This window comes from Bernardetia sp. ABR2-2B (assembly GCF_037126435.1).
In the GTDB taxonomy this organism is placed as follows: domain Bacteria; phylum Bacteroidota; class Bacteroidia; order Cytophagales; family Bernardetiaceae; genus Bernardetia.
Map to the genome: position 1 here is coordinate 2,302,272 of NZ_CP147020.1, position 15,844 is coordinate 2,318,115.

The following is a 15,844-nucleotide window of genomic DNA, read 5'->3' on the forward strand; positions in this document are numbered from 1 at the left end:
CTTATAACGTTTTAAAAGAATGAAAAAAATACTCTACTTATTAGCAACTCTTGCTTTATTTCTATTGTCTTGCAAAGAAACTAGCTCTGTTGTACAAAAAAACTCATTGACTTCCGTTTTGCCACTGGTCATTTATGAAGAAGATGAAATCATAATAAATGCTATAAAAGATAGCACAAAATTTAACTATGATGAGGAAACCATTTACTTTAGAGTTTATATTATAATGCAAGATTTAAGTCAAAAAAAAGGGTACATAAAATTAGAACAAGGTAAAGGGAAACTTTTTATACCTAAAGGAGCCGCTTTCTTATCAGGTAATTTTTATACTTCTCAAGATATGGAAGAGAAAAGTTTTGAGCGAATGATTTATGATAAAAAAAGTAATAAGGAAGTAATTAATGCTTATCAAATTCATACTAATATGGAAATGATGAACAAGGAACTAGCAAATTATCCTAATAACTTAGCTATATATGCTAAATATGTTCAAGAGTTACAAGATGAAGTTTATTTTGGTAGAGTAAGTGATTCAGTAGTTCAGATAGAAGCTCAAAAATATCTTGGAATAATAGAAAACAAAGTTAATGTAGAGAAAGCATCAGATTTATATGCTTTAGTTGTTTTGAACAACCATGCAAGAAGATATAAAGAAGCAGAAAATTTATTGTTAGAAATGACAAAAAAACATTCACATTCGTATTTCTTAAAAGAGGCTTACTCCTCATATAGAGTTTGGAGCAAGATGTATAGAGAATATCCAGATAGAACAATAAATTTCGTAGATTCTTTGGATAAGTATATAGCTAATAAAATTCCATATAGTCCAGTCGGAGTCGATAATAGTATTTTTAGACAAAAAAATTATTCAAAAAAGGATATTGCTATTAATGCTCAATATTATATTAATAATATAGACTCTACCTTTATTATACTAAGAAGGAAACTCGTAAATATTCATTTGAATTCTAAAAATATAGAAAAGGCTAAAAAACTAAGTATCGAAAAATTAAAAAATGCAAAGTCAGGACGATGGAGAATTCTGAATCCTACACCAGCGAAAGATAAAATGATGGGAGCAAATGAAGGCAGTATGATAGGATTTGCATATCAATCTCTAGCAGAAGTAAGTCAAGCAGAAAAAGATTATCATCAAGCTATAAAATATTTAGATAGTGCTTATTTAGCATATCAAACAGATAGACAAAATAGATTTATTAATAACCCTATCACAAAAGCACTAAATCTAAAAGCATCTATACAAAAAGAAATAAACCAACCCAATCAAGCTCTCCAAACTTATGAAACCCTCTATCAAGAAACCAAAGACGACAGAGTTTTGGATTCTATAAAAATTCTTTTCAAAGAAAAAGAACAAGAAAAAGGCTTTGAAAGCTATGCAAAAAACCTAAAAGAAAGAGTAGAAAATGAAAATACAGAACCAAAGAAACTAGCTACTGATTTTTCTATCAAAGATATGAGTGGTTATGAAATAAAACTTTCTGAGTGGAAAGGACGTGTAGTAGTGCTTAACTTTTGGGCAAACTATTGTCTCCCGTGTGCAAGGGAAATTCCATATCTAAACAAAATATGGAGAGAAACGCAAACCGATGAGATTATTTTTCTTTCTGTTACCAAAAATACACCACTTGAAGTAACACGTTTTGCACAAAGGCAGAAAGAGATGTTTAGTTTTTCAATTCTTCCAAATGCAAAAGAATTAGCTGATGTATATGATGTAAACCTTGTTCCTACTACGATTGTCATCAACAAAAAAGGAGAAATTGTACATAGAGAAAGTGGCTTTAGTGGAAATATAGATAAATTGAAACAGGTAGTTTTGGAAGAATTGTCTAAGTAAGATGATAGATTCTAACAAAGGTGAAATCCTTAAAATCTAATTAAATACAGATTATTCAACTCATAAAACAATATACTTAAGGTTTGTTAAGTATAACTATTCTTTATAAGATACAATTATTTTTAAACGCAAATAACTGATTATCAAACACTTAAAAATAAGTTCAAAAATAATATAGATTTCGATTAGGAATTACCCCCCCCCATTTTATTACATTTGCGCTACAAAACTTACTCAAGTAGTCATTCTAGAAACTCCTTAAGAGCAAATTTTGATAATCAATTTTTATTACAATATTTAAATCGTATTTTCATGAACTCGTTGAAGAAAAAATTTGGTAAGTTTGCTGTTTCTAGGAAAGAAGCAGATAGTATTAACGGTGGTGGGTGTGAAAGTTTCTATCAGAGTTTTTGTTTTGATGATGGGACTGGTGGTGATTGGAACATTTGCTGTAACTATGGAGATGGGCATAATACAAATGTGATATGTGGATATAGTTCATTAGAAGAGGCTAACCGAGTATGCAATAGAAACAAAAGTGCTGGATGCCACAGTTGTTACTCCAAATAGATGTTTTCTACTTAGGTTATTCTATTATTTTTTGGAACAACAAAAATGAAGAATGACCTAACTTGTTGCAAAAAATAATATACTTATGGAAAAATTTTTTTTAATATCTATAATCTTTATCTTAATAGGTTGCAATGTAAAGGAAATTACAGATGAAGGAAGTAGCACTCTTCCTAATTTAATATACCAAAATACAGAAATTAACATCTATGTAGTGAAAGATAGTATAAGTATAGATACTGACTCATTATTTTTCCATGTAGACTTTTTTTTAGAAGATTTAAGTGTAAAAAAAGGGTTCGTAAAGATAAACAATGGGGTAGGTAAGGTTAGGATTCCTTCTGACGCAGCCTATTTTTTTGGGTATTTTTACAGTTTAGAAGATACAGATACAGTTGTGTATGAACGCATAATTCATAATAGCAAAGGAAAACCTGCCTTGAATTCATATCAACTTCATACTACAGAAGATAGATTAGAAAGTGAATTGAGAAATTATCCTAACAATATTACAGCATATGCAAATCATATTTCTTATTTAGCATCGGAATACTACAAAGGAAAAATTAATGATACATTGTATAATACAAAAGTATTGATTTATTTAGATAGTGCTAAATCTAAGTTTAATTCAGAAAAAATATCACATATTTCAGCAATGGCTAGATTATATGCTCGTGCGAAAGAGTATAGAAACTCTCAGAGTCATATTTTAGACCTTTTAAACAAATACCCTAATAGTAACTTCTTGAGTCAATCAATAGGAGATTATACCTATACTTTTGAATTTGGAGAAGTAAAAAATAGCGAAGAACTCTTTTTTGATTCATTGATGAAACAAATATCAGATAAATATCCTCATTCTTCTACAGGTATGAAATATTCTCAAGGTTACTATGATTTCGTTTCAAAAGATTATAAAGATAGGGATATAATACATAATAATATTTATTGGATGAATAATATAGACTCTAGTAGAATAGACTTTATTAGTCCAAGTGTAAATGCATATGTACATTTAAAAGAATATGATTCAGCTATTTTTTTAGCAAAAAAATTATTAGAAAAAGCTAAGAACAACTATGGAAGACATAAAAACCCTATGCTTACTAAACAGGATATGAAGAAAATGGGGTATAAACAGAGGAATGGATTTATCGCAGATGCCTATGCTCTTATGTCAGATATAGAAATAGCTAAAGAAAATTATCAAAGAGCAATACAAGTTATAGATATGAGTATTTTCTATTTTAGAAGAGATACTGTAAATAAATACAGCAATAACTCTATCAATTATTTACTTACAACTAAGGCAAGCATACAAAAAAAAATCAACAATCATTCTGAAGCTCTGAAAATCTATGATACCCTCTATCAAGAAACCAAAGACGACAGAGTTTTGGATTCTATAAAAATTCTTTTCAAAGAAACAGAGCAAGAAAAAGGCTTTGAAAGCTATGCAAAAAACCTAAAAGAAAGAGTAGAAAATGAAAACGCAGAACCAAAAAAACTGGCTGCTGGTTTTTCTATCAAAGATATGAGTGGTTATGAAATCAAATTATCGGAGTGGAAAGGACGAGTAGTAGTGCTTAATTTTTGGGCAAACTATTGTCTCCCGTGTGCAAAGGAAATTCCATTTTTGAATAAAATATGGAGAGAAACACAGACAAAAGACATTATTTTCTTAGCTGTTACCAAAAATACACCACTTGAAGTAACACGTTTTGCACAAAGGCAGAAAGAGATGTTTAGTTTTTCAATTCTTCCAAATGCAAAAGAATTAGCTGACGTTTATGATGTAAATCTTGTTCCTACTACTATTGTAATAAATAAAGAAGGAGAAATTGTACATAGAGAAAGTGGCTTTAGTGGAAATATAGATAAATTGAAACAGATAGTTTTGGAGGAGTTAGAGAAATAGAATACAACTTTTCTTACAAATCACACATCGAAAAAAACATGAAATTAATAAGTCTCGTTTTATTTTTAAAAATCGGTATTCTATCATTTGGCAATGCTAAAGAAACTGATAACATTCTTCCTCAAATAATTCATGAAAATGAAGAGGTAACAGTTTACGCAATAAAGGATAGCATACACATAGATTCAGATTCTTTATTTTTTCATGTCGATGTATTCAGACAAGATATGAGCTACATTAAAGGGTATGTTCCTATTATAGATGGAAAAGCAAAATTTACTGTCCCTAAAGATGCAGCTTTACTTATGGGTTATTTTTATAGTATGAACGATAGAAGTGCTACTACTTACATCAGAAGAGTACACAATAAAGATGGAAAAATAGCTAGAAATGCATATCAGAATGCGTACACATCATATGTGAATAAAGAGAATTTACAAAAAGAACTAAGCAATTATTCAGATAACATGATGGCATATGCCAATTATGCTTATTATCTAGCAGAAGGCTATTCTCTTGGAAGAGTAAGTGATACGCTCTTCAAAAAGGAAGTTAAAGAAGCATTAAGAAAGGTACAGAAGAACGCAGATAATAAGAAGGCAGATGATTTGGCTGCTTTATCAATGTTATATGCTCATAATCAACAGTTTGATAAATCTAAAGAGCTTTTGTATAGATTGTTAAGCGACTATCCTAATTCTAATTTCTTAAATAGAGCATTTTCAATTTACAACTATAGCTACAGTTTACACAATGATAAAAATGACGATTTTTTTATGGAGTCATTCAGACAAACAGTAGGAAAATATCATCCTCGCTCTCCTCTTGGAAGAGGAGACATGCATGGAGAATACTCTAACAACAAGTGGATAATAAAGGGTTATTATAAAGATGAAGATATTATAGCAAATAATAATTATAACTTCAAATATATGGATTCTACATCAGAGTATTGGATAAGTGCAAATATAGGGGCATATCTTAATCAAAAAGATTATGTGAGCGCAAAAAAATGGGCAACTTTTCTTTTACAAGAGGCAAAAAAAGGAAAATGGTTACACGATGCGCCATTGTATAAAAAAGAAAGAAAACATCTTTTTGGTAAAGATATTAATACCTCTGTAGCATTTAGTTATTACTGGTTGAGCTACGTAGAAACAAAATTTAAAGAATTTGAATCTGCTCTTTCACATGTTGATAGTGCTTTATATTTTTCAAAAGCAAGGAAAAATGAGAAATTTTTAGTCTATTTCTACAGAACTCAATTAGAAAGGAAAGTTTTTCTACAAAAACAGCTAAATCAAGACGATGAAGCCTTAAAAACCTATGAAACTCTTTATAGAGAAACAGAAGAAGAAAGTGTTTTGGATTCAATGAAGGTTCTTTTTAATGAAACAGAGCAAGAAAAAAACTTTGAAAGCTATGTTCAAGATTTAAAAGAGAGAGTAGAAAACAAAACCAAAGAACCGAAACAATTGGCTTCTAATTTTTCTATGAAAGATATGAATAATAATGAAATAAACCTTTCAGATTTGAAAGGACAAGTAGTAGTTATGAATTTTTGGGCAAACTACTGTTCTCCTTGTATAGCAGAAATTCCGTTATTAAACGAGTTTTGGAGAGAAACAAAAATGCAAGATATTACCTTTTTGGCTGCTACTACAAATACACCTAATGAAGTAACTCGTTTTGCAGAGCAACAAAAGGAAATGTTTGGCTTTTCTGTCTTACCAAATGCAAAAGAATTATCTAAAAGTTATGATATAGGTTCACTCCCAACAACTGTAATCATCAATAAAAAAGGTGAAATTGTACATCAAGAATTTGGTTTTAGTGGAAATATTGATAAACTAAAACAGGTAGTTTTGGAGGAGCTTAAAAAGTAAAACTCGTGCTATCTAAATGTTAAATTTTAGCTATTTTATTTTACTTCTTAGATTATACCTTGTGTATTACTAGCAAAGCAAGACTAACTATTATACAAAAAATAAAACTTTAATATTTTATAAAACTATAATTATCAATTAGTTAAAAATAATTTTATTTTTATTTGTAATTGCAAGGTGTAAAAAGTATATTTGAAGCATCAAACATTACATAGTAAGTACCTCAAGGGTACTGAAAAGTAATTTTGATAAATCATTTTTATTTACAACTTTTAAATCATATTTTTATGAAATCTTTGAAAAAGAAATTCGGTAGATTTGCTGTTTCTGAAAAAGAAATGCAAAAACTAAAAGGTGGTTTCAATCACTGCAATTGTAATTACTATTACAATTGTCCAAAAGGAGGAGCTAACTACATTCAAGAGCCAACAGGTTGTCAAGCTGTATGTTGTGGTTCAAATTAACTAAATATAGTTCTATTGTAATAACAATAACGTCTTACAAAATTTTGTAAGACGTTAGTTATTTAAGATGATATAAAATTAATTCGTTTCATGAAAAACACAATCACACTTTTATTAGATAAACTAGGCGTTTCATACACGCCTTTTTATTTGTCAAAACTTACTGAAAAATGCAATCAAGCTCAAACTTTGAGTGATATTGCATTGCTTTTGGCGTATTATAAGGTAGAGTCTTTAGCTGTTCAGATTGGAAGAGAAGAATTGTCAGAAATTCCTTTACCTGCACTTGTTTTGTTTTCTCAAAGAGATGAAAACGGTAGAACACAAAATGAATATGCCATTTTGGAAGAAGTAAAAGAAAATGAAGTAACCTTGATTTCTGCAAAAGGAGAACAGCAAATAAAGTCAATAGAAGACTTTGGAAAATCGTGGACAGGCTATACACTTTTGTTAGATAAAAATGAAAATGCAGCAGAACCAAATTATATAGCTCATAAAAAAGCAGAGAGAAAACAAAGTGTTTTTGAGTCTGTAAAAGTAGGTATTCAAGTTTTGGTAGGCATATCATTTTTGTTTTTGATAGGAAAATCTATTTTCGAAAGTGGCAATAATAATCTAACATCTATTTTTGAGATTTCCTTTTATGTTTTGCATAGTATAGGATTTGTTATTAGTGCAATCTTGCTTTCAGGAGAAATTTTTAAAGATAATATTGTTTTCAAAAAAGCCTGTAATGCATTTGGAAAGTCCTCTTCATGTGCAAATACAAACCCAAAAGGTACAAGTGGAATAGATTCAATTAAAAAATGGTTTAGCTTTTCAGAGTTGGGTGTTTATTATTTCTTTGGAGCATTTTTATTTTTAGTAATTAGTCAGTTTCAAAACAGTTTTCTTGCTTTTAGTTTTCAAAGTGTTATTTCTGTTTTGGGAATTTTTGCAGTCATTGTTTCTTTGTATTATCAGAAGTTTGTTCTCAAAAAATGGTGTTCTTTGTGCGTATCTGTAATGGTAATCTTGTTTTTAGAATCTGTTTTGGGAGGAATCTATTTATTTAGTTTTCAGGATAACTTAGCTCAAATTACTGCTTCTTCTGTTCTTTCCATTTCTGCAACAGCAATTTTTTCATTTTTATTACCCATTGCTATTTGGAACATCCTCAAACCTATTCTTACAAAATATAACTCTTCCAAAAATAAAACTAAAAACCTTCATTCTTTCAAATATGATTTTGAAGTTTTCAAGACTTTACTTTCTCAATCTAAAAAAATAGATGTTCGTAATGTTCCTACACAGTTTGTTGAGGGAAATACAGCTAGTGATGAAAACCCTGTTTCTTTGGTTGTTATTAGTCGTCCAACGTGTCCACCTTGTATAAGTGCAAAGAAAGATTTAGCAAAATTGAGAGAAAGTTTTGGCAATTATTTCAAAATGACAACTTGCCATCTGACAGCCAACCAAACAAGCGAAGACTACAAACAGATTGCTGAAATGCTATCTAACTTACCTACAAATTATTCTGAAACTGAAAAAGAAAGTATTATTTCAGAGCATTATGCTTGGATAAATCAAACAGGAATTAGCTTTACACCTGCTTTTATTGTCAATGGTCATCTTCTACCAGAAAAATATACAGTTACAGATTTAGAATATTTTTTGGTGCATTTGGCAAGTGAAATGGAAGAAGTAGAAGAAAATGGACAAGAAGAGCTATCTTTGCAGGAGTAATTATCAAGATAGATTATAGAAATAATTGAGATTTTATTAATGGAAGAAAACAATATAGAAAGAGAAACTATTTTTCGCTCTTATTCAGAAGAAACACAGGAATTACTTACACGTCCACAAGGATTTTTTATGCGTTCAGGGATTTCAATTATTTTTGGCGTTTTGCTTCTAATGCTTGTTGTTTCTCATTTTATACGTTATCCAGAACTATCTACTTCTGAAGTAACACTATATGCAAATCAGGCAAAGGCAAGTTTGTTTCCAAAGATAAATAGCCGTATTATTTTCATAAATGCAAAACATAATCAAGAGGTAAAAGAAAATGAACTTTTACTTGTTTTGGAAAGCACAACAGATTGGAAAGAAGCCCAAGGACTAGAGAGTTACTTAGATACACTTGCTTCTCAAAACTCAGTATTTGAAAATGTAGACTTTTTTCAAAAAAATGAAATTCCTATTTTCACAAATTTAGGAAACCTTCAACTTGAGTATGAACAGTTTAAAAATAATATCTTAGATTATCAATTATTTTCAAAGACTAATTCTCACGCTCAAAAACAAGCTGCTATTCGTTCAGAGATAGAAATTCAAAATTCATTGAGTTCTATTTTGGAAGAAAAATACGAACTTCAAAAGAGAGATTATGAGTTGAGCAGACAAAAATACATTACAGATTCGTTCTTGTACAAAAGTGAAGCAATTGCAAAACAAGAATTTTTACAAACTAAAAGTATATTTCTAAACAAAGAAAGTAGTTTTCTTCAAAATGAAGAAGCAAATCTGAACGCTCAAATGCGAGTTAGTCAGCTCAATCAACAACTTGTAGAAGTTTCTATTGCCTATCAAGAACAAGCTTTCAAATACAAACAACAGCTTCGAACAAGTTTTGCTACCCTTAAAAAAATATTAGATGAATGGAAATCTAATTACTTAATTATCAGTCCGATAGAAGGGAATGTTAGTTTTTTCAATCCACTTAATTTGTATCAACCTGTCGGAATTGATAAAGAAATTATTTCTGTTGTTCCTCAAAAAAATGCTATTTATGGGTATACAAAAGTAGATTCAAAATACATTTCCAAACTTACAGAAGGAAAAGAAAGCGACAAAAAGGCGAATAAAGCAAAAATAAAATTAGAAGCTTACCCTTTTGCTCGTTATGGTTGGTTAGAGGCAGAAGTAGAACAGATAAGTCTTTCTCCACAAGAAAATAAATATTCTGTAAAGTTAAAATTAGAAAACGGACTACAAACTAATAGAAATATTGAGTTAGATTTGGCTACAAAAAGTGAAATTTATGGAACAGCAGAGATAGTTTTGGAGGAAAGAAGTCTCTTAGATAAGTTTTTAGAACAAACAATTTATTCTGTTGAAGCATTTGAATAATAAACTTTCACTTCAATAATAAAATTGATTTTCATGAATGATTATCCACAACAAAGAAAAATCATCAACGACCCTGTTCATGGTTTTATTCGCATTCCCACCAAGCTGATTTTGAAACTTATAAATCACCCTTATTTTCAGCGTTTGAGGAGAATAAAACAGTTGGGTCTGACAGAATTTGTTTACCCCGGTGCATTGCATACTCGTTTTCATCACGCTTTAGGAGCAATGAACCTTATGAGAATGGCTTTGGATACGTTGAGATTAAAAGAACATAAAATCTCTCATAAAGAATACGAATCGGCTTTGATTGCTATTTTATTACACGATGTTGGTCATGGAGCTTTTTCTCATGCGCTAGAATGCACAATTTTGAAAGACTGTCATCATGAGGAGTTATCGCTTTTGATTATGGAAAAGTTAGATGAAGAGTTTAATGGACAACTCAAAACGGCAATAGAGATTTTTAAAGGGAACTATCATCGTCCATTTTTTCATCAACTTGTATCTGGTCAGATTGATGTCGATAGAATGGATTATCTACAACGAGATTGTTTTTTTACAGGCGTTTCGGAGGGAACAATCGGAGGAAAACGAATTATCAGAATGCTCAATTTGAGTGATGATAAATTAGTCGTAGAAGAAAAAGGCGTTTATAGCATCGAACATTTTTTGAATGCTCGTAGAATGATGTATTGGCAAGTTTATCTACACAAAACAACGGTTTCCACAGAACAAATGCTTATTCAGACTATCCGTAGAGCTAGGTTTTTGGTACAACAAGGAAGTAAACTTTTCTCTACTCCTTCCCTTTCTTTTTTCTTAGAAAATGAAATTACTTTAGAGCAGTTCAAAAATGATAAAGAAGTTTTAGAAAACTTTGTACAACTAGATGATTATGATATTTGGGCAAGTATAAAAGTTTGGACAAAAAGTGAGGACAAAATTCTATCTTCTCTCAGCAATATGTTAGTCAATCGTCGTCTTTTCAAAACGCACTTGACAACAGAAGAATTAGACCCAAATTTTAAACAAGAAATAAAAGAAAAGGTAAAAAAACAGTTTGGAATAAACGATAACGAATTATCTTTTTTAGTTTGTGAAGGTAAAATTAGTAACTCAGCCTACGCACTCGGAACAGGCGAAGAAATCTGTATTTTGAAAAAAAATGGTGAAGTGATAGACATTACAAATGCCTCTGATATTCCTTATCTTCAATCACTTACACAAGCTGTTACTAAAAATTATTTTTGTTATCCTAAGATGAAATAGATTAACTTATTTATTCACTTCTATCAAAATTATTTTACAAAAAACAGGGTCTAAATGAAGAAAATCATCATCTGTTGTTAATAAAGTTGCTTCTATCGAAGTAGCAGTTGCAGCAATCCAAATATCGTTTTTACCCATGTTTCTTGCTGACATACCTTTCGGTAAAGGTAATTTTTTTAATGTACCTTGGCTGTAAGCATCAATCAGAGCATAGTTTTGCATTAATTTATCTTCAATTTTTCCTGAAACACTTATAATTTCTAACTTAGATAAAAGTTCTGATAATCTATTAATTTTCTTACTTTGCCAACCTAGCTTCAAACTAAGAGCTAAAATTTCAGCAACTGAAGCAAAACTAACATACGTTTCATTTTTAGGAAATTCAAAAGGCTCAAAAGTCATATCTACATATTCCCATGTAGAAGAATTTCTAACAATATGAATTAGAATATTTGTGTCAATTATATACTTCATAAATTATTTCTTTATCATAGCTAAAAGTTCTTCTACTGTTTCGTTTCCTTCCCAACAGCCTACAATTTCTGTTTTATTAATTGGAGTATAAACATAAGAAGGAGATAAAACCTGTTCTACTGTTTTGGTTTTGAAACTTCCTTTCCAACTATCAAAAGGATTTATAAATTGATTTTCTATTTTTTCCTCTATCAATTCTTGTTGTATAACTTCTTGAAAAGTAGCATACAAACGACTAAGTAATTTTTGATTACTCAACTTTATTATATCTACAAGTAACTGTTCTTTGATTGTCATTTTTTTTGGTTTTCTTATTTTTATGCTTTCTACAAGATACGAAAAAAATAGCTTTGGGTTTGGGATAATTTTGTATCTTCAATCACTTACACAAGCTGTTACTAAGAATTGTTTTTGCTATCCTAAAATGAAATAACTATGCGATTTATATTCCTTCTTTGCTTTATAATTCCTTACTTTTCTTTTGCACAAGATGACAATAAAATAGATTCACTTTCTTATCCTTGCTATTCGAATGGAACATCAATAACAATGTTTTTTGATTCTGACACTTCTTCCGAGAATAAACAACTTGAAAATTATAAAGCCTATTTATTAGCTTATCCTAGTTATGATACATTAAAAACTGATTCTACAAATAAAAAGATACTTTATGTTCCTACTCACGGAACGTTTGTAGAAGGTAACTCCAAAGAAGATAGTTTATTGAGAGCAGAGAAAGAGGTAACCAATCCTTTCCTTAAATCTAAATTTCTTCTCATACAACCTGAATTAGATAGTACAGAAGATTCTTTACTGCAAAGACAAGGAATACTTTTTACAAAAGATAATGAGCCAGTATTGACTGATTCACAACCTGCAACTCTCTCTTTAACACAAGAACAAAAAACAAGGTACACACTAGAAACACAAGCTAATAGATGCAACTATCATAATTGGGAAAAACACATTAAAACTTACGAAAATAAGAAAAACTATGTACTCATTTGTTTCAATACAGATGATTGGGAAATCAAATCTGATTTTTCAGTTTTCTTTTATGAAGAAATGTTGAAAGGAAAACATTCAAACAAAAATGAATTAATTGAAAAAACTTTTATCAGATGGAAAGCAAAATATCCAACTGTTGAATATAAGATGGCTAGTTTTTAACTTAAAAAACACTCACACTCATTCCACCATCAACAGTTATATTTTGTCCTGTCAGATAGGAAGATTTATCCATCGCCAAAAATGCAATTACGGAAGCCATTTCTGCTGCTTTGGCAATTCTTCCCAACGGGGTTCTTAAAAGTATGCGTTCTAATTTTTCTTTATTTTCAAAAACTGCTTCTGTGAGTGGCGTTTTGGTGTACCAAGGCGAAACCGTATTTACACGAATGTTGTCTTCTGCCCACTCAACGGCAAAACTACGTGTTTGTTGATTGATTCCTCCCTTCGACATCGCATAGGGCAAACCACTATTTACATCTTGACTTCCTGCCACTGAACCTACATTCACAACGGACGCATTTTGAGATTTTTGGAGTAATGGATATAAAATTCTTGAAACCTCAAAAGGAGCTATCAAATTGATTTCCAGTATCTTACGATATTCTTCTTCGTTATATTCTAAAGCTGATTTTCTGATATTTATTCCTGCATTATTTACCAAAATATCTAATTTTTGAAAATTACTTTCTATCCAATTAAAGGCTTTTTGTCGGTCTGCTTTGCTCGTTACATCTGCTTTTATTCCTTTTATAAACGAATTTGGAAACTCTTTTTTCAGTTCTTTTTCTAGATTTTGAATTTCATCTTCATTACGAGCAGAAAATAAAACATCTGCCTCAAGTTCTAAAAACTCAATAACAGTTGCTTTTCCAATTCCCTTTGAGCCACCTGTAACAAAAGCTTTTCTGTCTTTAAGATTCCAAGAAGTTTTCATAAAAATGTGGTTTTTGTTTGTTGGTGTCGCTGCGCTAAAACACCAAAAATGGCAGAGTTATAAAGGTAATTTGTATTTAACTAATAATTTATCGCTAACAACTAATCACTATTTGAGAAATCTTTCAACAATCTTAGATTCAGAGGCTTTTATCATTACTTCTAATGCTTTTTCAGCACGATTGGCAAAGGAATCTATCTGTTGCATCATTTCTTTAAACTCTTCTACTTCTTTATTTTTTTGTTCTATTTCTTCTTTTGAATCTATTTTTTTCTTCTCTGCTTCCGAAATTTCTACATCTTTTACATCTTCTAGCATCTTCAAAATAGGTTCTAACTCTCGCTTTCTGCGCTCTCTCATTACTCTTCTTGTAATTTCCCACATATCTTTTTCAGCAGCAAAATATTCTTTTCGCTCTCCTATTTTTATAGTTTTTTCTATAAGCTGCCAATCTATTAAGGCTCTCAAATTCATATTTGCGCTTCCTTGTGAAACTGAAAGTGTATCTATAATCTCTTGTGCGCTAAGAGGCTCGGCAGAGACCAACAAAAGTGCGTGAATTTGTGCCATTGTTCGGCTAATTCCCCAGCTTGTTCCCAAAACACCCCATGCTTGAATAAATTTTGCTTTTGCGTCGTCTAATTTCATTATCTTATTACTTTATTCTTTTCTGTATCTTTGAATTAGTTGATTATAAAAGTACAAAATTTCAAGTCAAATTTCAATCTAATTTGAAAGTCTGTAAAGTATTTGCCTAACGAAATAATATAGGATTTAGTTATTTGTTTTTAATTGCTAATTGAATACTTTATCTTTGTTATCATTTCCAAAATCAATATTTCAAAATAGTTTTTTCCTAGATGAAAATTTACCGTAAGGTTTCAGAGTTTCCAGAACTGCAACACACCATTCTAACGAGTGGAACGTTTGATGGTGTACATTTAGGACATCAAAAAATTATTCAACGTGTAGTCGACCTCAAAAAACGCACTCCAAATGCTCAAACGGTCGTCTTGACCTATCATCCTCATCCTCGCTTGGTGCTTTTTCCAGAACAAAAAGACCTCAAAATACTGACAACATTAGAAGAGAAAGCAATTTTGTTAGAAGATTTGGGCATCGACCACTTGTGTGTCATTCCATTTACAAAGCGTTTTGCTTCTACGTCTTCTGAAAATTTTATCAAAAGAATTATTCAAAAAAAGCTACAAACTCGTCAGTTTGTGATTGGTTATGACCATCGTTTCGGTAAAAATAGAGAAGGAGGTTTTGAGTATCTAAAAGAAAATGAAGACCGATTTGGATTTAAGGTAGAAGAAATACCGAGGCAAGACATTGAAGACAATGCAATCAGTAGCACAAGAATCAGAAAAGCACTTTTTGAGGGAGATATACAAACGGCAAATGAACTTTTAGGCTATGAGTTTTCGCTTACTGGAAAAGTAGTAAAAGGAAAGCAGATAGGAAGAACAATTGGCTACCCAACAGCAAATTTGAAATTAGATTACAAACACAAACTTATTCCAAAACAAGGAATTTATGCTGTCCGAATTTTTCATAAATATGAATATTATGGTGGAATGCTAAGTATTGGTGTTCGTCCGACAATAGGAAAAAACCTCAAACAAACCATTGAAGTAAATATTTTTGATTTTGATAAGGATATTTATGATAAAGATTTGACTTTGCAGTTTGTGAAATTTTTGAGAGAAGAAGAAAAATATAATTCTTTAGATGAACTAAAAGCACAATTAGCTAAGGATAAAGAAGAGAGTTTGGAGGTTTTGAAAGTTTGATTTCTAAAATATTTAATACAATATGGAACTAATTGGAAGAATTAACAGAAAAAAAATATACTACATTCAAGTTAGAAATAATCCTAATTGGGAATCTAATTTACCAAAAAACGATTGGATTGCTTTTACTGTTGCTAATAAAGAAGACGAAGAATTAATCCCATCAGTAGTGAAAATTTGTATAGATAAAAATGTTGCTTATACTTCTAGCACTGGAGAAGCTGCTCATCATACAGAAGACTATTTTGATGAAGAAATAGCATGGAATATGGTAGACTATGAATTAAAAACTAAGAAAGAATTTGATAGTGAAAATCTAACTCCTACTATATCTGATGAGAATTTTGAAGATTCATTTTGGTTCACTTATACTTCAATTTACGATGATAATTTTCTTATTGATAAAATAGTTTGCATTGATTTTACAACGCAAAAAATCAAAAATCAGTTAATTGAATTGATAGAGAAAGTTAATAATGGTTTTATTCTGAATAATAAACCTAATGAGTCATAGAGTATAAAACCTACCTCCTCAAAATATTCC

General features: G+C 30.3%; 15 protein-coding genes. 10 read left to right on the plus strand and 5 right to left on the minus strand.

The annotated features are described in order from the left end of the window. Positions 1-19: 19 nt before the first annotated feature. A complete protein-coding gene (locus tag WAF17_RS09640) occupies positions 20-1,861 on the plus strand; it encodes a redoxin domain-containing protein (RefSeq protein WP_338769337.1) in 1,842 nt (613 codons plus the stop codon). Between the two features lie 297 nt (positions 1,862-2,158). Here WAF17_RS09640 and WAF17_RS09645 read toward each other — a convergent pair whose 3' ends face one another. Next, positions 2,159-2,332 (minus strand): hypothetical protein, encoded by a 174-nt coding sequence (locus WAF17_RS09645; RefSeq protein ID WP_338769339.1) that lies wholly within the window; start codon positions 2,330-2,332, stop codon positions 2,159-2,161. Between the two features lie 184 nt (positions 2,333-2,516). Between WAF17_RS09645 and WAF17_RS09650 the strand changes: the two genes are divergently transcribed. The 6 genes from WAF17_RS09650 to WAF17_RS09675 all read left to right on the plus strand — a co-directional run bounded on the left by WAF17_RS09650 (position 2,517) and on the right by WAF17_RS09675 (position 11,085). Next, positions 2,517-4,352, plus strand: a complete 1,836-nt coding sequence (locus tag WAF17_RS09650) for a TlpA disulfide reductase family protein (protein WP_338769342.1) — start codon at positions 2,517-2,519, stop codon at positions 4,350-4,352. Between the two features lie 38 nt (positions 4,353-4,390). Further along, entirely contained in the window at positions 4,391-6,238 is a 1,848-nt protein-coding gene (locus WAF17_RS09655) for a TlpA disulfide reductase family protein (RefSeq protein ID WP_338769344.1), read from the plus strand. Positions 6,239-6,525: 287 nt separating this feature from the next. Further along, positions 6,526-6,702, plus strand: a complete 177-nt coding sequence (locus WAF17_RS09660) for a hypothetical protein (RefSeq protein WP_338769346.1) — start codon at positions 6,526-6,528, stop codon at positions 6,700-6,702. Positions 6,703-6,792: 90 nt separating this feature from the next. Continuing rightward, complete coding sequence (locus WAF17_RS09665; protein WP_338769348.1) at positions 6,793-8,427, plus strand: cysteine peptidase family C39 domain-containing protein; 1,635 nt, start codon at positions 6,793-6,795, stop codon at positions 8,425-8,427. A 39-nt stretch (positions 8,428-8,466) separates the two neighbouring features. After that, the gene (locus WAF17_RS09670) at positions 8,467-9,813 is read left to right on the plus strand and encodes a hypothetical protein (RefSeq protein ID WP_338769350.1); all 1,347 of its coding nucleotides are present in this window, start codon (positions 8,467-8,469) and stop codon (positions 9,811-9,813) included. A 33-nt stretch (positions 9,814-9,846) separates the two neighbouring features. Then, a complete protein-coding gene (locus tag WAF17_RS09675) occupies positions 9,847-11,085 on the plus strand; it encodes an HD domain-containing protein (RefSeq protein WP_338769352.1) in 1,239 nt (412 codons plus the stop codon). A gap of 6 nt (positions 11,086-11,091) precedes the next feature. Here WAF17_RS09675 and WAF17_RS09680 read toward each other — a convergent pair whose 3' ends face one another. Together WAF17_RS09680 and WAF17_RS09685 are read right to left on the minus strand one after the other, a co-directional pair. Beyond that, complete coding sequence (locus WAF17_RS09680; RefSeq protein WP_338769354.1) at positions 11,092-11,559, minus strand: type II toxin-antitoxin system VapC family toxin; 468 nt, start codon at positions 11,557-11,559, stop codon at positions 11,092-11,094. Positions 11,560-11,562: 3 nt separating this feature from the next. Then, a complete protein-coding gene (locus tag WAF17_RS09685) occupies positions 11,563-11,856 on the minus strand; it encodes a hypothetical protein (RefSeq protein WP_338769357.1) in 294 nt (97 codons plus the stop codon). Between the two features lie 138 nt (positions 11,857-11,994). On the opposite strand from WAF17_RS09685, the gene WAF17_RS09690 reads away from it, so the two are divergent. Beyond that, positions 11,995-12,729 (plus strand): hypothetical protein, encoded by a 735-nt coding sequence (locus tag WAF17_RS09690; RefSeq protein WP_338769360.1) that lies wholly within the window; start codon positions 11,995-11,997, stop codon positions 12,727-12,729. A gap of 1 nt (position 12,730) precedes the next feature. Here the strand turns inward: WAF17_RS09690 and WAF17_RS09695 are convergent, their stop codons facing one another. After that, entirely contained in the window at positions 12,731-13,504 is a 774-nt protein-coding gene (locus tag WAF17_RS09695) for an SDR family oxidoreductase (RefSeq protein WP_338769363.1), read from the minus strand. Between the two features lie 108 nt (positions 13,505-13,612). After that, a complete protein-coding gene (locus WAF17_RS09700) occupies positions 13,613-14,152 on the minus strand; it encodes a transcriptional regulator (protein ID WP_338769365.1) in 540 nt (179 codons plus the stop codon). Between the two features lie 212 nt (positions 14,153-14,364). Here WAF17_RS09700 and WAF17_RS09705 point away from each other — a divergent pair, with 212 nt between their 5' ends. Then, entirely contained in the window at positions 14,365-15,300 is a 936-nt protein-coding gene (locus tag WAF17_RS09705; protein WP_338769367.1) for a bifunctional riboflavin kinase/FAD synthetase, read from the plus strand. Positions 15,301-15,322: 22 nt separating this feature from the next. Beyond that, complete coding sequence (locus tag WAF17_RS09710) at positions 15,323-15,814, plus strand: hypothetical protein (RefSeq protein ID WP_338769370.1); 492 nt, start codon at positions 15,323-15,325, stop codon at positions 15,812-15,814. The last annotated feature ends 30 nt before the right edge of the window (positions 15,815-15,844 follow it).